The organism is Acidovorax sp. NPDC077693 (genome assembly GCF_044542805.1).
GTDB lineage: Bacteria > Pseudomonadota > Gammaproteobacteria > Burkholderiales > Burkholderiaceae_C > Acidovorax.
This window is the reverse complement of sequence record NZ_JBITVD010000015.1, coordinates 47,279-71,587: the sequence shown is the minus strand read 5'-3', so window position 1 is coordinate 71,587 and position 24,309 is coordinate 47,279. Positions and strand designations below refer to the sequence as shown.

Genomic DNA, 24,309 nt, shown 5'->3' with positions numbered 1-24,309 from the left:
ACCATGCCAAAACGCACAGACATCCAAAGCATTCTCATCATCGGCGCTGGCCCGATCATCATCGGCCAGGCCTGCGAATTCGACTACTCCGGCGTACAGGCCTGCAAGGCGCTGCGCGAAGAGGGCTACAAGGTCATCCTGATCAACAGCAACCCTGCGACGATCATGACCGACCCGGCCACGGCCGACGTCACCTACATCGAGCCCATCACCTGGCAGACGGTCGAGAAGATCATCGCCAAGGAACGCCCCGACGCCATCCTGCCCACCATGGGTGGCCAGACCGCGCTCAACTGCGCACTGGACCTGTGGCACAACGGCGTGCTCGACAAGTACAAGGTCGAGCTCATCGGCGCCACGCCCGAGGCCATCGACAAGGCCGAAGACCGCCTGAAGTTCAAGGACGCCATGACCAAGATCGGTCTGGGCTCCGCGCGCTCGGGCATCGCCCACAGCATGGACGAAGCCTGGGCCGTGCAAAAGAGCGTGGGCTTTCCTACCGTGATCCGCCCCAGCTTCACGCTGGGCGGCACGGGAGGCGGCATTGCCTACAACCCCGAAGAATTCGAGACCATCTGCAAGCGCGGCCTGGAAGCCTCGCCCACCAACGAACTGCTGATTGAAGAATCGCTGCTCGGCTGGAAGGAGTACGAGATGGAAGTGGTGCGCGACAAGGCGGACAACTGCATCATCATCTGCTCCATCGAGAACCTCGACCCCATGGGCGTGCACACCGGCGACTCGATCACCGTGGCCCCCGCGCAGACGCTGACCGACAAGGAATACCAGATCCTGCGCAATGCGTCCCTGGCAGTGCTGCGCGAGATCGGCGTGGACACGGGCGGCTCCAACGTGCAGTTCTCGATCAACCCGCAGGACGGCCGCATGGTCGTGATCGAGATGAACCCGCGCGTCTCGCGCTCTTCGGCGCTGGCCTCCAAGGCCACGGGCTTCCCGATCGCCAAGGTCGCCGCCAAGCTGGCCGTGGGCTACACGCTCGATGAGCTGCGCAACGAGATCACGGGCGGCATCACGCCCGCATCGTTCGAGCCCTCCATCGACTACGTGGTCACCAAGATCCCGCGTTTCGCGTTCGAGAAATTCCCCACGGCCGACAGCCGCCTGACCACGCAGATGAAGTCCGTGGGCGAGGTCATGGCCATGGGCCGTACCTTCCAGGAATCCTTCCAGAAGGCCCTGCGTGGCCTGGAAGTGGGCGTGGACGGCATGAACGAGAAGACCCAGGACCGCGAAGTGCTCGAAAAGGAACTCGGCGAGCCCGGTCCTGAGCGCATCTGGTACGTGGGCGATGCCTTCGCCATGGGCCTGTCGGTCGACGAAGTGTTCGACCTCACCAAGATCGACAAGTGGTTCCTGGTGCAGATCGAGCAGATCGTGAAGATCGAGCTCGACATCGACAAGCTGGTGGCCGAAAAAGGCGAGGGTGCCCTGGCGGCGCTCGACGCGGGCACGCTGTTCACGCTCAAGCAAAAGGGCTTCTCCGACCGCCGCCTGGCCAAGCTGCTCAAGACCACCGAAAAGGCCGTGCGTGAAGCGCGCCACGCGCAGAACGTGCGCCCGGTCTACAAGCGCGTGGACACCTGCGCGGCCGAGTTCGCCACCAACACGGCCTACCTGTACTCCACCTACGAAGCCGCCACTCACGGCGGCGTCGCGGAATGCGAGTCGGAGCCCACCAGCAACAAGAAGATCATGGTGCTGGGCGGAGGTCCCAACCGCATCGGCCAGGGCATCGAGTTCGATTACTGCTGCGTGCACGCGGCGCTGGCGATGCGCGAGGACGGCTACGAGACCATCATGGTCAACTGCAACCCCGAGACCGTCTCCACCGACTACGACACGTCCGACCGCCTGTACTTCGAGCCCGTGACGCTCGAGGACGTGCTGGAGATCGTGGACAAGGAAAAGCCGGTCGGCGTGATCGTGCAGTACGGCGGACAGACGCCGCTGAAGCTCGCCCTGGGCCTCGAAGCCGCTGGCGTGCCCATCATCGGCACCAGCCCCGACATGATCGATGCGGCCGAAGACCGCGAGCGCTTCCAGAAGCTGCTGGGCGAACTGGGCCTGCGCCAGCCGCCCAATGCGACTGCGCGCACCGAACCCGAGGCCCTGGAAAAGGCCGCCGCCCTGGGCTACCCCCTGGTGGTGCGCCCCAGCTACGTGCTGGGCGGCCGCGCGATGGAAATCGTGCACGAGCAGCGTGACCTGGAGCGCTACATGCGCGAAGCCGTCAAGGTGAGCAACGACTCGCCCGTGCTGCTGGACCGCTTCCTCTCCAACGCCATCGAGTGCGATGTGGACTGCGTGCGCGACTCCGCAGGCGTCACCTTCATCGGCGGCGTGATGGAGCACATCGAACAGGCGGGCGTGCACAGCGGTGACTCCGCCTGCTCGCTGCCGCCGTACTACCTGTCGCAGCCCACCATCGACGAGATCAAGCGCCAGACCGCCGCCATGGCCGCGGGCCTGAGCGTGGTGGGCCTGATGAACGTGCAGTTCGCCATCCAGGAAGTGGACGGCAAGGACGTGATCTACGTGCTGGAAGTGAACCCGCGCGCTTCGCGCACGGTGCCCTTCGTGAGCAAGGCCACCGGCATCCAGCTGGCCAAGGTGGCCGCGCGCTGCATGGCCGGCCAGACGCTGGCGTCGCAAGGCATCACCAAGGAAGTGACGCCCCCGTACTTCAGCGTGAAGGAGGCCGTGTTCCCCTTCGTGAAGTTCCCGGGCGTGGACACCATCCTCGGCCCCGAGATGAAGTCCACCGGTGAAGTGATGGGCGTGGGCAAGACCTTCGGCGAAGCCTTCGTGAAGAGCCAGCTGGGTGCGGGCACCAAGCTGCCCACCTCGGGCCAGGTGTTCCTGACCGTGAAGAACGCCGACAAGCCGCGCGCGGTGGACATCGCCCGCCAGCTCGTGGCCCTGGGCTTCGAGCTCGTGGCCACCAAGGGCACGGCCGCAGCGATCGAAGCGGCCGGCGTGCCGGTCAAGGTGGTCAACAAGGTCACCGAGGGCCGCCCGCACATCGTGGACATGATCAAGAACAACGAGATCGTGATGGTGATCAACACCGTGGAAGAGCGCCGCAACGCGATCGCCGATTCGCGTGCGATCCGCACGAGCTCGCTGCTCGCACGCGTCACGACCTTCACCACGATCTTCGGTGCCGAAGCTGCGGTGGAAGGCATGAAGTACATGGACAAGCTCGACGTGTATTCGGTGCAGGAACTGCACGCGCAACTGGCGGCCTGAAGGCCCCCAAAAGCGGCATAATTGGCCGCTGAACAACACCGCCGCGCGGCAACGTGCGGCGGTTTCCTTTTGTAGGGTCGCCAATCGCACAGCATTGCTTGCCTTGCGGGCTGACCGACCGGTGCCGTGCCCCCGTGGCAGGCGCCGGCCTTGTTGACCTATGGAGACGAAAAACATGGCCACCATTCCAATCACCAAGCGCGGCTCGGAGAAGCTCAAGGAGGAGCTGCACCGCCTCAAGACCGTGGAACGCCCCGCAGTGATCACCGCCATCGCCGAAGCCCGTGCGCAGGGCGACCTGAGCGAAAACGCCGACTACGACGCGGCCAAGGACCGCCAGGGCTTCATTGAAGGCCGCATCCAGGAAATCGAAGGCAAGCTCTCGGTGGCGCAGGTGATCGACCCCAGCGCTGTGGACGGCGGCGGCAAGGTGGTGTTCGGCGCCACGGTCGAGCTGGAGGACGAAGAGTCCGGCGAAGCCGTCAAGTACCAGATCGTGGGCGAGGACGAAGCGGATCTGAAGCAGGGCCTGATCAATATTTCGAGCCCCATCGCCCGTGCACTGATCGGCAAGGAAGAGGGCGACACGGCCGAAGTGCAGGCGCCCGGTGGCATCCGCCGCTACGAAGTGGTGGGCGTGAGCTACCAGTGACCGGCCCGGGCATGCGCCAGCGTCTTCCCGCCCTCGTGGCGGCCCTGTGGTGGGGCAGCCTCACCACCATCGGATTCCTGGTGGTGCCGCTGCTTTTTGCCCACCTTCCGTCCCCGTCCATCGCCGGCAACATGGCCGCCAGGCTGTTCGCCGCGCAGACCTGGGTGGCGGTCGCATGCTGCGTGGTGTTGCTGCTGATGTCGCGTCCCAAACAAGCGGTACGGCAATACCTGTGGGCGCAGGCTGCTATGGTTTTCATACTGGGGGGCATGCTGCTGGCATTGTTGTCCCAGTTCGGCGTGGCGCCGCGCATCGTGGCCCGCCAGGATCTGCGCCTTTGGCACAGCGTGGGGTCCGTCATGTATGTGCTGCAGTGGGGCTGCGCCCTGGCGGTGCTCTGGAGCACCTTGCGCCCCGGGGCCACCGATGCGCCCGGGTCGCCAGCGGACGATGCGGCCGGCGCGCCTGTCGACGGGCACTGACGCTGCGTCGAACCGTTTGAAGGGGCGCTGCACGGGGCGGGCGGCGGTGCTGTGTGGCGTGCGCGCCCAAGCTTCGGTGCCGCCGTCAGCCAGTCACCGCAACGCCTGGCGTCGTGGGGGCGGTGCAGTGCCCTGCAACCCGCGCCTCGTCTGTCTTATTCCCGCCAGTGTTCCGCCACCCACGTGGCCGGGCGGATATAGCGAAACCGCCGGTTGCGCCGTCCTGCCAGTGCATCGGGCGGATTGCATTCCCCGTGAAAGATCACGATGCGGGCCCCCGGCGGTACAAAAGGGGGCCGCCAGTAGTTGGTGGGCCAGGGCGGGATGCCGTGGTACTTGAAGCTCGGGCACCACTCGGCGGGCCAGTACTGCAGTTTGCCCTGCTTGTGCAGGAAGTCCGACAGGTACGCCTGCTCGTTGCGAAACTCCTGCCGGATCTCGGCAAAGTGCGCGCGGAAATGCTCCAGCACGTTCGGGTGCGCACCCAGCTCGAACCGGTAGACCGACGAATTGCCGGTGATGCGCCACGGGCGCTTGTAGTCGTGAATGATCAGGAACTGGCCAGGCTGGGTGAAGAACCCCTCCAGGCTACCGGTGACGACCACGTCCACATCGAGGAACAAGGCGGTGCCCCGCAGCCCGTGCAGATCGGCGGCGAAGGTGGCCAGCTTGGTCCAGCCGCGCTCCGGAATGCCGGGCGGCAGGTCGAGCGCCGGAATGGGCAGGCACAGCACCTCGGCGCGAATGCCCGCGCTGTCGTCCGTCAGGCAGACGAAGCGGAAGTCCCCCGCCAGATGCCTTCGCACCATCGCATACAGCCGATTGACATACTCGGGGCCGTATTTCGTGCCCCACTTCATGCACAGGATGTGGCGCACGGGCGCCGGGCCGGCCGGGCCGGGTGGGGCGGCAGAAGCTGCAGTTCCTGCAGAGGCTGCAGGGACGCTCATCAGTCGGCCTGGCGCTTCTTGATGGACTTTTGCTTGGGCTTGGCGCGCTTGATCTGGCCGCCGGAGGTCAGGCGCTGGTTGCCCAGCACGCGCAATTGCTTGATTTCCGGGCGCTGGCCGCCGCGCTTGCTGAACTTGAGCACCTTCACGTCGCGCGGGCCGGGCATGCGGTCTTCATCCACCGCCTTTTCCTTGGCGGGCACGGGGCGCCAAAGCACCAGCAGCTTGCCGATGTGCTGCACGGGGGCGGCGTTGAGGTCGGCAGCAAGCTCCTGGTACATCAGCTCGCGGGCTGCGCGGTCATCGCCGAACACACGGACCTTGATGAGGCCGTGGGCATTGAGCGCAGCGTCGATCTCTTTTTTGACGGCAGGGGTCAGGCCGTCGCCGCCGACCAGGACCACGGGGTCCAGATGGTGGGCATCAGCGCGGTGAAATCGGCGCTCGGCGGGGGTCAGTTGAATTTGGGGCATGGGCCGTATTATCCGCGGCCTGCCGTCCGGTGCCCCGGTCATCTTGCGTGTCGGGAGACAATACGGCCGTATGAAAGTCAAAACGCAGAGCAAGAAGGTCAACAAAGCCTGGTTGAACGACCACGTGAACGACACGTACGTCAAGCTGGCCCACAAGGAGGGATACCGCGCACGGGCGGCCTACAAGCTCAAGGAGATCGACGAGCAACTGGGGCTGGTCAAGCCGGGCCACACCGTGGTGGACCTGGGCTCGACCCCCGGCGCCTGGAGCCAGTACCTGCGCCGCCGCATGTCACCCGCCGGGGCGGCAGCGGGGCAGCTCAACGGGACGATCATCGCGCTGGACATCCTGCCCATGGAGCCCATCGAAGGCGTCACGTACCTGAACGGCGATTTCCGCGAGGCCGATGTCCTCGCACGGCTGGAAGAAGCCCTGGCAGGCAAGGTGGTGGATGTGGTGGTGTCCGACATGGCGCCCAATCTGTCGGGGATCGAGTCGGCCGACGCAGCGCGAATCGCCCATCTGGTGGAGCTGGCGGTGGATTTTGCTTGCAACCATTTGAAACCGGATGGCGCGCTGGTGGTCAAGCTCTTCCATGGCAGCGGCTACAGCGACCTGGTGACGCTTTTCAAGCAGACCTTCAAGGTGGTGAAACCCTTGAAGCCCAAGGCGTCGCGCGACAAGTCGTCGGAAACCTTCCTGGTCGGGATGGGGCTCAAGAAAACCGCCTGAATTGCCTTGTCCGGGGTCAAGAAGCGTGACGGATGGCCACAAAGTCCGTGCTGTTTCCATGGCCGATAGGGGGAATAGCTATGGCCGGGTGGCTTGAAAGACCTAAAATGGGCCACACATGCAAGCCGTGACGTGACGGCAGTGTGTCCGTTTTCTGTTTCCTGCAACTGGAGCCCCGCTTGAACAATCAGTGGTTTTCAAAAATTGCCGTGTGGCTGGTCATCGCCATGGTGCTTTTCACGGTGTTCAAACAGTTTGACACCCGTGCAGGCGCCAGCGCAGGCCACGTCGGCTACTCGGAGTTCCTCGAGGAAGTCCGCAGCAACCGCATCAAGAGTGCAACCATCCAGGAAGGCCAGGGCGGCACCGAGATCGTGGCCGTCACCAACGACGACCGCAAGATCCGCACGACCGCCACCTACCTCGACCGCGGCCTCGTGGGCGACCTCATCAACAACAACGTCAAGTTCGACGTCAAGCCCCGCGAAGAGGGCTCCCTGCTCATGACCCTGCTGGTCAGCTGGGGTCCCATGCTGCTGCTGATCGGTGTGTGGGTGTACTTCATGCGCCAGATGCAGGGCGGCGGCAAGGGCGGTGCCTTCAGCTTCGGTAAAAGCAAGGCGCGCATGCTCGACGAGAACAACAACCAGGTCACGTTCGCGGACGTGGCTGGCTGCGACGAGGCCAAGGAAGAAGTCAAGGAAGTCGTGGATTTCCTCAAGGACCCGCAGAAGTTCCAGAAGCTCGGCGGGCGCATTCCGCGCGGCCTGCTGTTGGTCGGCCCTCCCGGTACCGGCAAGACCTTGCTGGCCAAGTCCATCGCGGGCGAAGCCAAGGTGCCGTTCTTCAGCATCTCGGGCTCGGACTTCGTGGAAATGTTCGTCGGTGTGGGCGCGGCCCGTGTGCGCGACATGTTCGACAACGCCAAGAAGAACGCTCCCTGCATCATCTTCATCGATGAAATCGACGCCGTGGGCCGCCAGCGTGGCGCGGGCCTGGGCGGCGGCAACGACGAGCGCGAGCAGACCCTGAACCAGATGCTGGTCGAGATGGACGGTTTCGAGACCAACCTGGGCGTGATCGTGGTGGCTGCCACCAACCGCCCGGACATCCTGGACGCCGCCCTGCTGCGCCCCGGCCGCTTTGACCGCCAGGTGTACGTGACGCTGCCCGACATCCGGGGTCGCGAGCAGATCCTGAACGTGCACATGCGCAAGATCCCGATCGGGCAGGACGTGGCGCCCGGCATCATCGCCCGTGGCACGCCCGGCATGAGCGGTGCCGACCTGGCCAACCTGTGCAATGAGGCGGCCCTGATGGCGGCCCGGCGCAATGCGCGCACGGTGGAAATGCAGGACTTCGAGAAGGCCAAGGACAAGATCCTCATGGGTCCCGAGCGCAAGAGCATGGTCATGCCCGAGGAAGAGCGCCGCAACACGGCCTACCACGAGTCCGGCCACGCCCTGATCGGCAAGCTGCTGCCCAAGTGCGACCCGGTGCACAAGGTCACCATCATTCCCCGTGGCCGTGCCCTGGGCGTGACGATGAGCCTGCCCGCACAGGACCGCTACAGCTACGACCGCGAGTACATGCTCAACCAGATCAGCATGCTGTTCGGTGGCCGCATCGCTGAAGAAGTGTTCATGAACCAGATGACCACCGGCGCCAGCAACGACTTCGAACGTGCAACGCACATTGCGCGCGACATGGTCACCCGCTATGGTATGACGGATGCCCTGGGCCCGATGGTCTATGCGGAAAACGAAGGCGAGGTGTTCCTGGGCCGTTCGGTCACCAAGACCACCACGATGAGCGAGCAGACCATGGAAAAGGTCGACATGGAAGTGCGCCGCATCATCGACGAGCAGTACAACCTGGCCCGCCGCCTGATCGAAGAGAACAGCGACAAGATGCACGCCATGGCCAAAGCCCTGCTCGAATGGGAAACCATCGATACCGAGCAGCTGGACGACATCATGGCTGGCAAGGAACCACGTCCACCCAAGGACTGGACGCCACGCACGCCCCCCTCGTCGGGTGGCGACAACTCCAGCGGCGGCACACCGGCCGTTGCCACGGACACCGCTCCTTCGGCTGCCTGACGGCTGGGGTGCGTTCCCATCGCTGAACGAACGGGGCCTTGTGCCCCGTTTTTCTGTTTCAGCGCGCCGGATGATGCCCCGCGTTTGCCGGCCGCTCCGATCCACGCGATCTGGGCGGGCCGTCCCGCTCCAGCCCAATTCCACAGAGTCTTTTTCCTGCGATAGACCATGATCTGGCAGACCTCCCGTTTCGTCATCGACCTCAGCCGTCCGCAGATCATGGGGATCGTCAATGTCACGCCGGACTCGTTCTCCGACGGCGGACACCATGGGTCCACGCTGGCCGCATTGAGGCACTGCGAGCAGTTGCTGCAAGACGGCGCGGACATCCTCGACATCGGGGGGGAGTCCACGCGCCCTGGCAGCCCGGCGGTGCCTCTGGATGAAGAGCTTGCCCGTGTGGTGCCGCTGGTGCGTGATGCCGTCAGCTTCGGCGTGCCGATCTCGGTAGATACCTACAAGCCCAAGGTCATGCAGGCTGTCCTGGACCTGGGTGCTGACATCGTCAATGACATCTGGGCCCTGCGGCAGCCGGGCGCTGTTGCCGCCGTGGCCGCGCACGCGCGCTGTGGCGTGTGCCTGATGCACATGCACCGCGATCCGCAAACCATGCAGGCCGCGCCGATGGAGGGCGATGTGGTGGCGCAGGTGCTATCTTTTTTGCAGCTGTCGGCGCAGAATCTGCTGGCCGCAGGCGTGCACAAGGATCGCATCGTGGTCGACCCGGGCATCGGCTTTGGCAAGACCGTGGCGCAGAACTTCGCCCTGCTCGCGCACCAGCAACGGCTGCGCGATGCGGGCCATGCAGTGTTGGCCGGGTGGTCGCGCAAGTCGTCGCTGGGTGCGGTGACGGACCTCCCGGTGGACCAGCGCATGGTGCCCAGCGTGGCCGCTGCCGTGCTGGCGGTGGAGCGCGGTGCGTCGGTCGTGCGCGTGCACGACGTGCGAGACACCGCCTCGGCATTGAAGGTGTGGAGTGCGTGCCATGCAGCAAGCCGGGGGCTGATGCAGTGAGATGGATGCAGCCGGCGCCCGAAGGCGCAGGCGCAGCGGATTCGAGGGCGCCGAGGGTGGCCCGCGACCGGTAGCCAATAAATAGCCAACAACCAACAACGAGATACACGAGGAGACGCTCCAACATGACGCGCCAATACTTTGGAACCGATGGCATCCGCGGCACGGTGGGCCAGCCCCCCATCACCCCGGATTTTGTGCTGCGCCTGGCCCATGCCGTGGGCCGCGTGCTGCGCCGCACCGAAGAGCGCCCGACGGTGCTGATCGGCAAGGACACCCGCATCTCGGGCTACATGCTGGAGAGCGCGCTCGAGTCCGGCTTCAATTCCGCCGGGGTGGACGTCGTGCTACTGGGCCCATTGCCCACGCCGGGCGTGGCCTACCTCACGCGGGCCCAGCGGGCCAGCCTGGGCGTGGTCATCAGTGCCAGCCACAACCCTTACCCTGACAACGGCATCAAGTTCTTCAGTGCCCAGGGCACCAAGCTGTCCGATGCCTGGGAGCTGGCCGTCGAGGCCGCCCTGGCCGAGCCGCCGGTGTGGGCCGATTCGGCCAACCTGGGCAAGGCGCGGCGCCTGGACGATGCGGCCGGCCGTTACATCGAATTCTGCAAGAGCACCTTTCCGCAGGACCTCACGCTCAAGGGCCTGAAGATCGTGGTCGATGCTGCACACGGCGCGGCCTACCAGGTGGCGCCCAAGGTATTCCACGAGCTGGGGGCCGAGGTGCTGTCCATCGGTTGCTCGCCGGACGGCCTCAACATCAACCGCGACGTGGGCGCCACGCACCCCGATGCGCTGGTGCGGGCGGTGCGTGCCAACCGCGCGGATTACGGCATTGCCCTGGACGGCGACGCCGACCGCCTGCAGGTGGTGGACGCCACGGGCCGTTTGTACAACGGCGACGAACTGCTGTACCTGATGGCCGCCGACCGCATGGGCCGCGACGAGCATGTGCCTGGCGTGGTGGGCACGCTGATGACCAACATGGCGGTGGAAGTCGCCTTGCAGGCACGCGGCGTGAAGTTCGTGCGCGCCAAGGTCGGCGACCGGTACGTGCTGGAAGAGCTGGCCCGCCACCGCTGGGTGCTGGGCGGGGAGGGCTCCGGCCACCTGCTGGCCCTGGACCGCCACACCACGGGCGACGGCCTGGTGAGTGCGCTGCAGGTGCTGCAGGCCTGCGTGCGCAGTGGCCGTACGGTGTCCCAGTTGCTGGCCGAGATCACGCTGTACCCGCAGGTGCTGCTCAACGTTCGCCTGGCGCCGGGCCAGGACTGGAAAGCCAATCGCCTTTTGGAAGACACCACGCGCTGCGTGGAGCAAGAGCTGGGCTCGTCAGGCCGGGTGCTGATCCGCGCCAGCGGCACCGAGCCCTTGCTGCGTGTGATGGTGGAGGCGCGCGACGCCCAGCAGGCCAGCCTGTGCGCGCAAAGGCTCGCGGATGCGGCCCGAGCGGGCTGATCGCGCCAACAAGCACCTCGCTTCCGGCACGCCGAGCCCCAAACGCCGTTCACCGCCGCCGCGCAGTCCTCCATCCCTAGTTCATCCATTTCGCTCGGCCTGGCGGCGAGCGGGCGGGGTGGGCGATCCGGTACGCTGTCACTTTTGCGGCTGAAGCTCCTCGGCCGCCGCTCAGGATTCCTCTCATGCCGTCTGCCGCTTTGACTTCCACCTCGACACCCCTGGCCATCCACGTCCGCCGCGTCGACTTTGCCAACGCCCGCGATGCCCGGGCGCTGGTCGATCTGCTCGATGGCTATGCACGCGACGCAGCGGGCGGCGGAGAGCCGCTCAGCGACGAAGTGAAGCAGGGGCTGCCCGCGGCCCTGCGGCAGCGTCCCCAGGCCTTCAGCGTGATCGCCTGGGCTGCAGACGCTGCCGCGCCGCACGGCGAGGTTCCGGTGGGGCTGATCAATTGCCTCGAGGGGTTTTCCACCTTTGCCTGCAAGCCGCTGGTTAACGTGCACGACGTGGCCGTGGCGCCCGGGTGGCGCGGCCACCGCATCGCGCAGCGCATGCTGCAGGCGGTGGAGGTGATCGCCCGGGAGCGGGGCGCCTGCAAGCTGACCATGGAGGTGCTGTCGGGCAACCACAGTGCCCTGCGCGCGTACGAGCGCGAAGGCTTCGCGGCCTACACTCTGGACCCCGGCATGGGGCAGGCGCAATTCCTGCAGAAGGTGCTGCACGGCCCCGGGCCCGCCGCAGCGCCCGCACTCTGAACTTTCCCCGGAGACCTCCGCATGAAGACATCTTGGCACCGGATCGCTGTGATGGGATGGGCCGCGCTGGCGGCCGTGGCCGCGGTGCCTGCCGCGCATGCAGGCAAGACGCTCGACGGCATCAAGGCGCGGGGGCAGGTGGTGTGCGGCGTCAACACCGGCCTGGCCGGGTTTGCGATGGCGGACGCGAGCGGCAAGTGGTCGGGCCTGGACGTGGACGTGTGCCGCGCCCTGGCTGCGGCCGTGCTCGGCGATGGGCACAAGGTCAAGTACGTGCCGGTGGACGTGCCCCAGCGCTTCACCGCGCTGCAGTCCGGCGAGGTGGATGTGCTCTCGCGCAACACCACGTTCTCGCTCACCCGCGACGCCTCGCTGGGCCTGCACCAGACCGTGGTGACCTACTACGACGGGCAGGGTTTCATCGTGCCCGCCAAGAGCAAGATCAAAAGCACCCGCCAGCTCAAGGGGCAGACCGTGTGCGTGCAGTCGGGCACCACCACCGAGAAGAACCTGCTCGACTACTCCCGCACGAACGGCCTGGACGTGAAGCCGGTGATGTTCGAGAAGATCGATGCCGCCACCAGTGCCTATCTGGCCGGCCGCTGCACGGCCTACACCACCGATGCGTCGGGCCTGGCCTCGCTGCGCAGCACCATCCGCGATGGCGCCGCCACCCATGCCATCCTGCCTGAGCTGATCTCCAAGGAGCCGCTGGGGCCCCTGGTGCGCCGGGGCGACGACGAGTGGTTCGCCGTGGTGAAGTGGGTGATCTACGGCCTGATCGAGGCCGAGGAATACGGCGTGACCCAGGCGAATGCGGAGCAGCTGAAAACCAGCAGCACCCATCCCGTGGTGCAGCGCATGCTGGGCACGTCGGAAGACACGGGCAAGCTGCTGGGCCTGGACCGCGACTGGCTGCTGCGGGCGGTGAAGACCACCGGCAACTACGGCGAGATCTTCGAGCGCAACGTCGGCCCCAAGTCCGCGCTGGGGCTGCCGCGCGGCCTGAACAACCAGTGGAACAAGCAGGGGCTGATGTACGCCGTACCGATCCGCTGAGCGCGTGGTGGTGGGGGTTGCGCACGCCTTGCGTGGGCGCCATGGCGCCATGGTGGCCACGGTCGCATGGGCTGACATGCCCCGTGCCTCGGTGTAGCAACGTTTGCTATTGAAAATATAGCTGCCCGCGCTTGTCCATCAAGCGGTGGAGCCTGTTTTTATCTGAAGGCGATGGTTGGGCGGGCGCGGGCCGGCGCGGCCCTCGCGTTCTGCCGGCTGTGCTGCAGCGCTGCCGTCGTGCCTGCTGGCGTGTCAGTGCGCCAGCCGGCGCATGAAGGCTTCCAGCTCGGGCGCGGCCAGCGGCATGCTGAAGTGGTAGCCCTGCGCTTCGTCGCAGCCCTGTTCCAGCAGGAAGGCGAGCTGCCCTTCGGTTTCCACGCCTTCCGCCGTGGTGCGCATGCCCAGCGCCTGCGCCATGCGGATGATGGCGCTCACGATGGCGCGGTCGTTGCCCGCGTCGCCCAGGTCCCGCACGAACGACTGGTCGATCTTGAGCTTGAAGATCTGAAAGCGCTTGAGCTGGCTCAGTGATGAATAGCCCGTGCCGAAGTCGTCCATCGACATGCGCACGCCGCGCGCATGCAGCTGGTCCATGGTGGCCACGGCGGCATGGGGGTCGTCCACGGCCACGCCTTCGGTCAGCTCGAGTTCCAGCGCATCGGGGGGCAGGTCGAACTCGGCGAGGGTGCGGCTGACCATCTCGGGCAGCTGCGGCTGCCGGAACTGGATGGCCGACAGGTTGACCGCCATCATCAGCCGGGGGAAGCCGCTCGCGCGCCACACCTTCAGCTGCGCGAGCGCGGTGCGCAGCACCCATTCGCCAATCTGCAGGATCTGGCCGCTGTCCTCGGCGATCGGGATGAACTCGGCCGGCGATATGCCGCCCAGTTGCGGGTGGTTCCACCGCAGCAGGGCCTCCACGCTGCGCACGGCGCCCGTGGTCAGGCTCATCTGGGGCTGGTAGTGCAGCTGGAGCTGGTTGCGCTCCAGGGCCCGGCGCAGGGCGTTCTCCAGCTGCAGCGCGCGCACGGACTGGGCCTGCATCTCCGGCGTGAAGAACTTGAAGGTGTTGCGCCCGTCGAGCTTGGCGCGGTACATGGCCACGTCGGCCGACTGGGTCAGCGTGTCGAAGTCCGCACCGTCCTGCGGAAACAGCGCGATGCCCATGGACGGCGCCATGGTCAATTCGTGGTGATCGATCTGGTAGTGCTGGCGCGAGGCCTCCTGCAGCTTGCCCGCCACTCGGGCCGCGCCGTGGGCGTTGGCCCCGGGCAGCAGCAGCACGAACTCATCGCCACCCAGGCGCGACACCGTGTCCTTGTCCCGCACCACGGCGCGCAGCCGCTTGGCGATCTCCACCAGCAGCGAATCGCCCACACGGTGACCCAGCGAGTCGTTCACGTGCTTGAAGTGGTCCAGGTCCAGGAAGATCACGGCCAGGGGCGTGTTGCCTTCCTGCGCCACGCGGATGGCCTGCTGCGCGCGTTCGGACAGCAGCGTGCGGTTGGGCAGGCCCGTCAGGGCGTCGTAGTGGGCCAGCCAGTAGATGCGCTCCTGGTCGGCCTTGCGGTCGTTGATCTCGCGGTGGAGGTCGTCCACCGTCTCGCGCAGCTCGCGGGTGCGGTCCTGCACCTGCTGCTCCAGGTCCTCGTGTGCGCGCGCCAGGGCCGCCTGGGCCTGCTTGCGCTCGGTGATGTCCATGGTGATCCAGATGGTGCCCTGGGACGGGTCTGACGCGTCCAGCGACTTGCTGCGCACTTCGCAGATCACCGGGGTGCCGTCCTTGCGGCGCAGCTCGACCTCGCCCTCGTAGGTCAGGCCCGCTGCCATGGGGGGATAGCACCGGCGTCCCACTTCGTCCCAGGCCGCATCGCTGGCATACCAGCGGCGCGACGGGCTGCCGACCAGCTCGCCGGGCTGGTAGCCCAGCATCTGCTCGAAATGGTGGTTGCAGCGCGTCAGCTGCCGCTCGCGCAGGAAGACGATGCCCACCATGGCGCTGTCGAACAGCAACTGCTTTTCCGTCACGGCCGCGTTCAGCGCGGCGGCGGCGCGCTTTTGCTCGTCGATGTCGTCCACGATCCAGATCGAGCCTTCGGCCGTGTCGTGCGGGTTGATCAGGCGCCCGGTCAGGCTGGCCCAGAACAGGCTGGCGTCACGCCGGCGCAAGGGGCGTTCGACGCGGAAGGAGAGCCCTTGTGCCAGCACGGGATAGGCGGTGCGCCCCAGCTCGCGGAAGGAGTCTCTGTCGGGGTAGAAGGCTTCGGTGTTCAGCCCGACCAAACGCTCGGGGGCGGCATAGCCGAAGATCTCGGCGTACCGCTGGTTGCAGCGCACCACGCTGCGCTGGCGCAGAAAGACAATGCCCACGCCTGCACTGTCGAGCAAGGTTTGCTGTTCGCGCAAGGCGCGCTGCAGAGGCGTTTGGGGGGCGGCTCCAGGACGCTGCAACTCTGGAGCGCCGTAGGGCGCGGACATGGAACCGGGAAAAATGGAAAGCCGGGCGGCAGAAAATTTGTACCAAAGTGTAGCAGTGCTGCCTTACAACCGTTCCTGCCAGGGTGTGGCGCGCAGCCTGAAGGCCGGCCTGTGCCTTGCGATGCGGCGGCCAGCGCGGACCGGCCCCACTTTCCCCGCGCCCCGGAGGCTGCCTAGGCAGGCAGGCGCAGCTGGTCCCGCAGATACGCCTCAAACGCGGCGGCGGGCAGGGGGCGGCTGAAGAGATAGCCCTGGCCCTCGTCGCACCCCTGGGCCCGCAGAAAGTCCAGTTGCCCGTCGGTCTCCACCCCCTCGGCCGTGGTCTGCATGCCCAGGGCCTGGGCCATGCGGATGATGGCGCTCACGATGGCGCGGTCGTTGGCATCGTCTTCCAGGTCCCGCACGAACGACTGGTCGATCTTGAGCTTGTAGATCTGGAAACGCTTGAGGTAGCTCAGCGACGAATACCCGGTGCCGAAGTCGTCCATCGACAGGCGCACGCCACGGTCGTGCAGCTGGTCCATCATGGCCAGCGCGGCGGCGGGGTCGTCCACCGCGGCGCCTTCGGTCAGTTCCAGCTCCAGCCGCCGGGCGGGCAGCCCGGCCTGCTCCAGGCAGCGCGTGACCATCTCCGGCAACTGCGGGTGGCGGAACTGCACGGCCGACACATTGACCGACACCGCGCGCAGCGGCAGCTGCATGTCCAGCCAGCGCTTGATGTCGCTCACCGCGGTGCGGATCACCCATTCGCCGATCGCGACGATCATGCCGCTGCTTTCTGCCACCGGCACGAACTCGGCCGGCGACACCATGCCCAGCTCAGGGTGGCGCCAGCGCAGCAGGGCTTCCGCGCCCATCAGCTTGCGGCTGTCCAGCGACACCTGGGGCTGGTAGTGCAGCTCGAACTGGTTGCGCTCCAGGGCGCGGCGCAGGGCGTTCTCGATCTGCAGGGCCCGTGCGGTGCGGGCTTCCAGATCGGCGGTGAAAAAGCCGTATCTGTTGCGGCCGTTCTGCTTGGCGCGGTACATGGCCGCGTCTGCCCGCTGGTACAGCGTGTCGAACGACTCACCGTCTGCCGGATACATCGCAATGCCCACCGACAGCGTGGTCGTGAGCTCGTACGTGTCCAGCTGAAAAGGCTCGGCCACTGCCGTCAGCAGCCGGTTGGCCACCTCTGCCGCTGCCGCTGCCGAAGTGGCGGGCAGCAGCAGCAGGAATTCGTCGCCGCCCAGGCGCGACACCGTGTCGTGCGGCTGCAGCAGGGACTGCAGCCTCCGCGCCACGGCGACCAGCAGGATGTCGCCGATGCGGTGGCCCAGCGAGTCATTGACGTTCTTGAAGTGGTCCAGGTCCAGAAACAGCAGCGCCAGGGTGCCGCCACGGGAGCGCTCTTCGTCGATATGCCGCTGCGCGCGCTCGGCCAGCAGCGCGCGGTTGGGAAGCTCAGTGAGCGGATCGAAGTGCGCCAGGCGCTGGATGCGGTCCTGCGCATCGCGTTGCTGGGTGATGTCGCGAAACAGCGTGATCGAGTGCGTCACCACGCCTTTGCCGTCGCGCACGCTGCTCACCGACAGCCATTGCGGGTACGTGGATCCGTCCTTGCGGCGCCCGCGGACCTCGCCCTCCCAGCGCCCGTCCTGCGTGAGACGGGCGTACACCGTGTCGGTGTCGAAGTCGCGCACGGATTCCGCGGCCGTGAGCAGCCGTACAGACTGCCCGATGGCCTCGCTCTCGGAGTAGCCGGTGATGCGGGTGAACGCCTTGTTGATGCGCACCACCGTGTGCGTCGCATCGGCGATGACGATGGCCTCGCTGCTCTGGTCGAACACCTGCGCGGTGAGCTGCAATTGCTCCTGCGTGCGCTTGCGGTCGGTGATGTCGCGCGACAGCACGATGTACCGCGGTACATCGCCCGGGGCGGTGGCCTTGCGCGCGGCGGACAGCTCGAACCAGCTCGTGCCCAGCCCGGGCAGGTCGACCATGATCTGCCGTCCCGTGGACCAGCCTTGCTGCTGCGCCTCCTGCAGCACGTCCATCACCGCCAGGGCCGCAAGCGCCGGCAGCATGTCCGTCACGTTGCGCCCGATCAGATCGGCAGCGGGTGCCATCAGCAGCTCGGGCCGCTGGCTGTGCACGCTGCAATAGAGGCCCTCCTGGTCGATCTCGAAGAGAGGATCGGGAATGGCGTCGATGGTGGCGCGCAGCTGCTGCTGCGTGGCCTGGATCTCGGCCGTGCGCTGCGCGACCTGCTGCTCCAGGCCTTTTTCGTGGGCCTTGAGCCTGAACAGCAGCCAGGCCAGGTACGCCATCATCAGTGCGAACCCCAGCCCCAGGGCGCACCGCACCGCCAGCACGCCGGGGTTGCCCCAGCCCTTGTCAGGGGCCAGGCTCAGCGTCCATTGCCCATTGGGCAGGTTGAGCGCGCGCCCGACGGCCTGGTCTGCCGCAGGGGGAGGCGTGGATTGCGCAATGGTCTGCTCTTCGGACGTGCCGGGCCGCACGCGCCACAGCCGGTAGTGGTAGCCCCGCTGGGTCAGCTGCGGCAGCCGCGCCACCTCCAGCACGTCCGGCAGGCGGATCGTGACGTAGGTGAAGCCCCAGAACGTGCGCTGGCCCTGGGCGTTGTCCAGGTACACCGGCTGGCGGCCCACCACGCCCAGCCCGCCCTGGACCAGCTCCAGCGGCCCCGCGAGCGTGAGTCGCCCGGATTCGCGGGCCAGCACCGCCTCCGGACCCTGGCGGGGGTCGTTGAGCTGGTCGAATCCGATGATGTTCTCGTTGCCCTGCCGGGGCACCACCTGCCTGACGACGCCTTGCGGCGCAAGGCCCATGGCCGCAATGCCCGGGTAGAAGGGCAGCATCTGGGTGCCGATGTCCTCGAACTGGGTCACGGTGCCCTGGCCCTGCCGCACCAGGGCCACCAGGGTGTTGTTGGCCGACAGCGCCAGCTCGATGGCCCGCTGCAGCGCCTGCACATGGTCGCCCGCGATATCGGCCACCTGCGTGTGCTGCTGGTCGCGTTCCTGCTGCTCCAGCGTCCAGATCAGCCCGGCCGCACACAACGCCGACAGAACAAAAACCACCAGGGGGCCCGTGAGGGACCTGCGGGATCGGGTGGGAGGAGATGTCTGCACAGCGTGGTTTCCTGAATCCATTATGCAGGCCCACAGGCCGGCTCCCGCGTCGTGGAAAACGCTTGCCTGTCATGCCGCTGACATGCCGTGGACATGGCGATGTCATGGACGAGTCCCACACTGCGACCCAGGGACCCGGTTCCCTGGCCGCTGCGGGAATGTTCGCTGCGCCGGCCCTACATCAGGAGATGTTGCACCATGAATGAGCTGTCCGCCTTGACGCCGATCCTGCCCCAAGATGCGCAGCCCCGCAGCGCCCTGCAAGCCCCCGGCGCGGTGCCCGGCGCAGCCAGGGCAGCGCCCGAGCGCGGTGCGATTCAGGTCACCTGGGCACGGCATGAAGACGAGGTGCGCCAGGCGCAGAAGCTGCGGTTCGATGTGTTCGCGGCGGAGATGGGCGCTCGATTGACGACCCCCATCCCCGGCCACGACGTGGACCTGTTCGACGATTATTGCGAGCACCTCCTGGTGCGCGACGCGCAGAGCCAGCAAGTCATTGGGACTTACCGCGTGCTCACGCCGGCGCAGGCCAGGCGCGTGGGCAGCACCTACAGCGACACCGAGTTCGACCTGACCCGCCTGCGCACCCTGCGCCCCCGCATGGTCGAGCTGGGCCGCAGCTGCGTGCACCCCGACCATCGCCACGGCGGCGTGATCATGGCCCTGTGGAGCGCGCTGGCCGACTTCATGGTGCGCAACCAGCTCGACACCATGATCGGCTGCGCCAGCATTCCCATGCTGCACAACGGCGTGATCAGCGGCGATGCCGCCGCCAGCATCTGGAACCAGGTGCGCCAGACGCACCTGGCCCCCATCGAATACCACGTTCTGCCCCGCCTGCCGCTGCCCATCGACCAACTGGACGGCTCGGTCTTCGTGGAGCCGCCGGCCCTGATCAAGGGGTACCTGCGCCTGGGTGCGCGGGTGCTGGGCGCCCCCGCGTGGGACCCGGACTTCAACACGGCAGACCTGCCCATGCTCATGCGGCTGGCAGACCTGCACCCGCGCTACCGCAAGCACTTTCTGGGGGCCTGATGCGCGCCGCGTTCGACGCGCTCGGCGACTGGACTGCACACGTGGGAGGTGGGCATGCCCCTGCCGCCGACGACGCGCATCCACCAGGGCACCGGCACCTGCGGGCGGTGTTCATCTCCGACCTGCACCTGGGCACCCCCGGCTGCCAGGCCGAGGCCCTGCTCGACTTCCTGAAGCACCACCCCAGCGACCATCTGTACCTGGTGGGCGACATCGTGGACGGCTGGCAACTGCGCCGCCGCTGGTTCTGGCCCCAGGCCCACAACGACGTGGTGCAAAAGCTGCTGCGCCGTGCGCGCAAGGGCTGCCGCGTGGTCTTCGTGCCCGGCAACCATGACGAATTCGCCCGCGCCTTCGTCGGCCACTCATTCGGCGGCATCGAGGTGGCCGAGGACACCGTGCACACAACGGCCGATGGCCGCACCCTGTGGGTGACGCACGGCGACTACTTCGATGGCGTGATCCAGTGCGCCAAGTGGCTGGCCTATGTGGGCGACAACCTGTATGAGTTCACCCTCAAGCTCAACCGCTACCTGAACACCCTGCGCGCGCGCATGGGGCTGCCGTACTGGTCGCTATCGGCGTACCTCAAGGGCAAGGTCAAGAAGGCCCTGAACTACGTGACTGACTTCGAGGTGGCCGTGGCTGCAGAGGCCCGCCGCCGCGGGCACGACGGCGTGGTGTGTGGCCACATACACCGCGCCGAGATGCGCGAGATCAATGGCACGCTGTACTGCAACGACGGCGACTGGGTGGAAAGCCGCACTGCGCTGGTCGAGCACATGGACGGCCGGCTTGAACTGGTGCAATGGCATGCGCCTGCGCCGCAACGCACAACATCCACTGTGACAGCAGAGGCCACGGTATGAAAATCGCACTGGTCACCGACGCATGGCGTCCCCAGGTCAACGGTGTGGTCACCACCCTCCTGGAGCTGGTGCAGGAGCTCGAGGCGCTGGGGCACGAGGTGCGGGTGATCGAGCCCGGCCAGTTCAAGACGCGTCCATGCCCCGGCTACGCAGGCATCGACCTCGCGGTGCGCCCCGCAAAGCAGGTGGCCCGCATGCTCGACGAGATCCAGCCCGACGCCATTCACCTGGCCACCGAGGGCCCGCTGGGCTGGGCCGGGCGGCGCCATTGCCTGCGCAAGGGCCTGGCGTTCACCACGGCTTTTCATACCCGCTTTCCGGAGATATTGCAGGCAGCGCTGCGCGTGCCGCTGTCGTGGGGGTATGCCTTGTTCCGGCATTTCCACCGGCCGTCTTCAGGTGTCATGGTGCCCACGCAGGGCGTGCTGCAGATGCTGGCCCAGCGGGGCTTTCGCAATTTGCGCCTGTGGACGCACGGTGTCGACACGCAGGCGTTCTCCTTCCATGGCGCGGTGACGCACAGCCCGCTCACCGGCACGCTGGCCCACCCCGTGGCCCTGTATGTCGGGCGGGTGTCTTACGAGAAGAACATCGAGGCCTTCTTGCAGCTGGACATGCCGGGCACGAAGGTGGTCTGCGGCGTCGGTCCGCTGGAAGAGCGCCTCAAGGCACGTTATCCGCAGGTCCGCTGGCTGGGTATTCTGGAGCGGTCGGCGCTGGCACAGGTCTACGCGGCAGCCGATGTGTTCGTGTTTCCGAGCCGCTCGGAAACCTTTGGCCTGGTGATGCTGGAGGCCATGGCCTGCGGTACGCCGGTGGCGGCGTTTCCGGTCGACGGGCCCATGGAAGTGCTCGGGGCCCATGCGGGCGAGGCACCGCAGGGCGGGGTGCTGCATGACAGCCTGCTCATTGCCGCGCAGCAAGCGCTGGCCATTCCCCGGTGCGAGGCGCGGGCCCGCGCGCTGGATTTCACCTGGGCGCACGCGGCGCGCCTGTTCGAGCAGCACCTGGTGCCTGTGCATTCCGGCGCTGTGACGGTGCCGGCGGCTGTCACAAAATCTGTCACATCATTGTCATCTGGGCGTTAAATACTGAGGCCATCCCGCACTTGCCGCGCTTGCGTACCCATGCTGCCTTTGCCTTTTGATGACGCTGCCGCCATGCGGTTCGATACCGCTGCCATGACCGAACACCCTCCTGCTGCCTTGTCACATGACCGTCATGACGGTGCCCCGGCTGCACTGGCGCAATCCGCGCAGTGGCCGGCTTTCCTGGACCGGGACCACAGCATCCTGGCCTTCAACGAGCGCGTGCTCGACTGGGCCGTGCGCAGCGATGTGCCGCTGCTGGAGCGGCTGCGCTACCTGTGCATCGTGTCGTCCAACCTCGACGAATTCTTTGAAGTGCGCGCCGCGCCGCACATCACCGCAGCGCAAAAAGGCGAAACGCAGGGCCGCTATTCCACCGCGTCGTTCGAGGCTGTGGCCGCCAAGGTGCATGGCCTGGTCGAGCGCCAGTACGCGCTCTACAACGAGGCGCTGGTGCCCGCTTTTGCCGAGCACGGCATCCGCATCCTGGGGCATGGCGAGCGCTCGTCAGCGCAAAAGCGCTGGGTGCAGGAGTATTTTGCGAGCGAAGTGCGGCCGCTGCTGATCCCGGTGGGGCTCGACCCTGCGCACCCGTTTCCGCAGGTGGCCAACAAGTCGCTCAATTTCATCGTGCGGTTGAAAGGCCGCGATGCGTTTGGGCGCGAAAACGAAATCGCCATCGTCAAGGTGCCGCGGGCGCTCCCGCGGCTGGTGCGCATTCCGGAGCGCGCTGCCTCCGAGCGCAATCAGTTCGTCAGCCTCTCCAGCATCGTGCGGTCGCACCTGGAAGACCTCTTCCCCGGCCGCGAGGTCACGGAGTTCTCGCAGTTCCGGGTGACCCGGCACTCGGACCTGGCACTGGACGAGGAAGACGTGCGCAACCTGCGGACCGCCTTGCGCCAGGGGTTGCAGCACCGCCACTACGGCCAGGCCGTGCGGCTGGAAGTGTCGTCCGGCTGCTCCCAGTTCCTGTCGGACTTCCTGCTCGCGCAATTCGGCCTGCCTGCTGCTGCGCTGTACCGGGTTCAAGGCCCCGTGAACCTGGTGCGCCTGACCCAGTTGGTGGACCTGGTGAACGACCCGTTGTTGCTGTTTGCGCCGTGGAACTCGGCCTGGCCGCGCCAGTTGCAGCCCGGCATGCCGATCATGGACCAGATGCGGCGCCGCGATGTGCTCATTCATCAACCGTTCGAGAGCTTCGACGGCCTGCTGGCATTCCTGCGGGAAGCGGTGAACGACCCCAACGTGCTGGTCATCAAGCAAACCATCTACCGCACGGGCTCCGACTCCGAACTCATGGATCTTCTGACCGAGGCAGTGCGCCGCGGCAAGGAGGTGATGGCGGTCGTGGAGCTGAAGGCGCGCTTTGACGAAGAAGCCAACATCAACTGGGCCGAGGCGCTGGAGTCCATCGGCGCGCAGGTAGTGTACGGGGTGGTGGGGCTCAAGACCCACGCCAAGATGCTGCTCGTCACGCGCAGGGAAGGGCGGCAGCTCAAGCGCTACGGACACCTGTCCACCGGCAACTACAACATGCGGACTGCCCGGCTCTACACCGACCTGAGCTACCTCACCGCCGACGAAGACATGACCGCCGACATGGACGGCGTCTTCAACCATCTGGCCAGCCAGAACAGGCCACCCCGGTTGCGCAAGCTCATGCTGGCCCCGTTCCATCTGCACCGGCGCATGCTGGAGAAGATTGAGCAGGTGGGCCTGGCCGCCAGCCGGGGCGAGGGCGCGCGCATCGTCGCCAAGATGAACTCCCTCACCGACGAGGCGCTCATGCGGGCCCTCATACTGGCTGGGCAGCGCGGTGCGCGCATCGACCTCATCGTGCGCGGCGCGTGCATGCTGCCGGCAGGGCTGCCGGGCGCGACGGAGAACATCCGGGTGCGCTCGGTCATCGGGCGCTTCCTGGAGCACACGCGGGTCTTCTACTTCCTGGCGGGCGAGCAGGAGGACCTGTACCTCTCCAGCGCCGACTGGATGAACCGCAACATGATGCGGCGTGTGGAACTGGCCTGGCCCGTGACCGACCCATCGCTGCGCCAGCAGATCGTGGACGAGTGCCTGGTGGCGTATCTGCACGACAACCGGGATGCCTGGACGCTGAACGCCGAGGGCGGTTATGACCGTGCGGAGCACCCCACCGACGGCGTGGGCGCGCAAGACGCACTGATGGTTCGCTACGGGCCTGTGCCGCCCGCGGGGGCTGTCGAGCAAGGGGCTGCATGATGGACCTCATCCTGTGGCGGCATGCAGAGGCGGAAGAGCCGCAAGAGGGCCATGACGACCTGGCGCGGGCGCTGACGCCGCGGGGGGAAAAGCAGGCTGCGCGCATGGCCGCCTGGCTGGACCGGCAACTGCCGGAAGGCTTGCGCGTGCTGGCCAGCCCCGCACGGCGCACCGAGCAGACGGCCAGCGCGCTCGGCCGCAAGTTCAAGATGCGGGCCGAGCTGCTGCCCGGCGGGACCCCGCAGGAACTGCTGGAGCTGGCGCAATGGCCGCGTGCCAAGGGGGCTGTGCTGGTCATCGGGCACCAGCCCGTGCTGGGGCAAACCATTGCGCAGCTGATGGGGCTGCAGGCGGCCGACTGCGCCGTGCGCAAGGGGGCGGTGTGGTGGCTGCGCCAGCGGCAACGCCTGGATGAGAGCCAGACCCTGCTGCTGGCGGTGCAGTCGCCCGACCTGCTGTAGCCGCTGCGGCGCGCCGGGTGGCGGGGTCCGCTGGCGGGCCTTGCCTGCCGGGC

At 66.8% G+C, this 24,309-nt stretch carries 18 protein-coding genes; 14 read left to right on the top strand and 4 right to left on the bottom strand.

Features of this window, described 5'->3' with window-relative positions:
- Positions 1-3: 3 nt before the first annotated feature.
- The 3 genes from carB to ACIGHN_RS20635 all read left to right on the top strand — a co-directional run bounded on the left by carB (position 4) and on the right by ACIGHN_RS20635 (position 4,404).
- Positions 4-3,270, top strand: a complete 3,267-nt coding sequence (carB, locus tag ACIGHN_RS20645; protein WP_056413305.1) for a carbamoyl-phosphate synthase large subunit — start codon at positions 4-6, stop codon at positions 3,268-3,270.
- Positions 3,271-3,445: 175 nt separating this feature from the next.
- Complete coding sequence (greA, locus tag ACIGHN_RS20640; protein ID WP_056413507.1) at positions 3,446-3,922, top strand: transcription elongation factor GreA; 477 nt, start codon at positions 3,446-3,448, stop codon at positions 3,920-3,922.
- A gap of 11 nt (positions 3,923-3,933) precedes the next feature.
- A complete protein-coding gene (locus ACIGHN_RS20635; RefSeq protein ID WP_396505789.1) occupies positions 3,934-4,404 on the top strand; it encodes a DUF4149 domain-containing protein in 471 nt (156 codons plus the stop codon).
- Between the two features lie 155 nt (positions 4,405-4,559).
- Here ACIGHN_RS20635 and ACIGHN_RS20630 read toward each other — a convergent pair whose 3' ends face one another.
- Both ACIGHN_RS20630 and ACIGHN_RS20625 read right to left on the bottom strand, forming a co-directional pair.
- Complete coding sequence (locus tag ACIGHN_RS20630) at positions 4,560-5,354, bottom strand: glycosyltransferase (protein WP_396505788.1); 795 nt, start codon at positions 5,352-5,354, stop codon at positions 4,560-4,562.
- Positions 5,354-5,827 carry a YhbY family RNA-binding protein gene (locus tag ACIGHN_RS20625; RefSeq protein WP_056413300.1) on the bottom strand — a complete coding sequence of 158 codons (474 nt, stop codon included), beginning with the start codon at positions 5,825-5,827 and terminating at the stop codon, positions 5,354-5,356. The genes ACIGHN_RS20630 and ACIGHN_RS20625 overlap by 1 nt, the downstream gene beginning before the upstream one ends.
- A gap of 70 nt (positions 5,828-5,897) precedes the next feature.
- Here ACIGHN_RS20625 and ACIGHN_RS20620 point away from each other — a divergent pair, with 70 nt between their 5' ends.
- From ACIGHN_RS20620 to ACIGHN_RS20595, 6 genes are all read left to right on the top strand, one after another.
- On the top strand, positions 5,898-6,560 hold the full coding sequence (locus tag ACIGHN_RS20620) for an RlmE family RNA methyltransferase (protein ID WP_056413296.1): 663 nt from the start codon (positions 5,898-5,900) through the stop codon (positions 6,558-6,560).
- A gap of 179 nt (positions 6,561-6,739) precedes the next feature.
- A complete protein-coding gene (ftsH, locus tag ACIGHN_RS20615; RefSeq protein ID WP_056413293.1) occupies positions 6,740-8,662 on the top strand; it encodes an ATP-dependent zinc metalloprotease FtsH in 1,923 nt (640 codons plus the stop codon).
- Positions 8,663-8,830: 168 nt separating this feature from the next.
- Positions 8,831-9,676 (top strand): dihydropteroate synthase, encoded by an 846-nt coding sequence (folP, locus tag ACIGHN_RS20610; RefSeq protein WP_396505787.1) that lies wholly within the window; start codon positions 8,831-8,833, stop codon positions 9,674-9,676.
- Positions 9,677-9,801: 125 nt separating this feature from the next.
- Positions 9,802-11,136, top strand: coding sequence for a phosphoglucosamine mutase (gene glmM / locus ACIGHN_RS20605; RefSeq protein WP_396505786.1), 1,335 nt, complete (start codon positions 9,802-9,804; stop codon positions 11,134-11,136).
- Positions 11,137-11,321: 185 nt separating this feature from the next.
- A complete protein-coding gene (locus ACIGHN_RS20600; RefSeq protein ID WP_396505785.1) occupies positions 11,322-11,894 on the top strand; it encodes a GNAT family N-acetyltransferase in 573 nt (190 codons plus the stop codon).
- A 21-nt stretch (positions 11,895-11,915) separates the two neighbouring features.
- Positions 11,916-12,953, top strand: a complete 1,038-nt coding sequence (locus tag ACIGHN_RS20595; RefSeq protein ID WP_056422316.1) for an amino acid ABC transporter substrate-binding protein — start codon at positions 11,916-11,918, stop codon at positions 12,951-12,953.
- A 252-nt stretch (positions 12,954-13,205) separates the two neighbouring features.
- Here the strand turns inward: ACIGHN_RS20595 and ACIGHN_RS20590 are convergent, their stop codons facing one another.
- Together ACIGHN_RS20590 and ACIGHN_RS20585 are read right to left on the bottom strand one after the other, a co-directional pair.
- Positions 13,206-15,431 (bottom strand): EAL domain-containing protein, encoded by a 2,226-nt coding sequence (locus ACIGHN_RS20590; RefSeq protein WP_396505784.1) that lies wholly within the window; start codon positions 15,429-15,431, stop codon positions 13,206-13,208.
- Between the two features lie 173 nt (positions 15,432-15,604).
- Positions 15,605-18,586 carry an EAL domain-containing protein gene (locus tag ACIGHN_RS20585; RefSeq protein ID WP_396505783.1) on the bottom strand — a complete coding sequence of 994 codons (2,982 nt, stop codon included), beginning with the start codon at positions 18,584-18,586 and terminating at the stop codon, positions 15,605-15,607.
- Between the two features lie 177 nt (positions 18,587-18,763).
- On the opposite strand from ACIGHN_RS20585, the gene ACIGHN_RS20580 reads away from it, so the two are divergent.
- The 5 genes from ACIGHN_RS20580 (at position 18,764) to ACIGHN_RS20560 (ending at position 24,256) form a co-directional block, all read left to right on the top strand.
- On the top strand, positions 18,764-19,600 hold the full coding sequence (locus ACIGHN_RS20580; protein ID WP_396505782.1) for a GNAT family N-acetyltransferase: 837 nt from the start codon (positions 18,764-18,766) through the stop codon (positions 19,598-19,600).
- On the top strand, positions 19,600-20,469 hold the full coding sequence (locus ACIGHN_RS20575; RefSeq protein ID WP_396505781.1) for a UDP-2,3-diacylglucosamine diphosphatase: 870 nt from the start codon (positions 19,600-19,602) through the stop codon (positions 20,467-20,469). Before ACIGHN_RS20580 ends, ACIGHN_RS20575 begins: the two co-directional genes overlap by 1 nt.
- Positions 20,466-21,557: a glycosyltransferase family 4 protein gene (locus ACIGHN_RS20570; protein ID WP_396505780.1), complete on the top strand. Its 1,092-nt coding sequence runs from the start codon at positions 20,466-20,468 to the stop codon at positions 21,555-21,557. The genes ACIGHN_RS20575 and ACIGHN_RS20570 overlap by 4 nt, the downstream gene beginning before the upstream one ends.
- 93 nt (positions 21,558-21,650) lie before the next feature.
- On the top strand, positions 21,651-23,795 hold the full coding sequence (gene ppk1 / locus ACIGHN_RS20565; RefSeq protein WP_396505779.1) for a polyphosphate kinase 1: 2,145 nt from the start codon (positions 21,651-21,653) through the stop codon (positions 23,793-23,795).
- Positions 23,792-24,256, top strand: a complete 465-nt coding sequence (locus tag ACIGHN_RS20560) for a histidine phosphatase family protein (RefSeq protein ID WP_056413260.1) — start codon at positions 23,792-23,794, stop codon at positions 24,254-24,256. Before ppk1 ends, ACIGHN_RS20560 begins: the two co-directional genes overlap by 4 nt.
- Positions 24,257-24,309 lie beyond the last annotated feature (53 nt).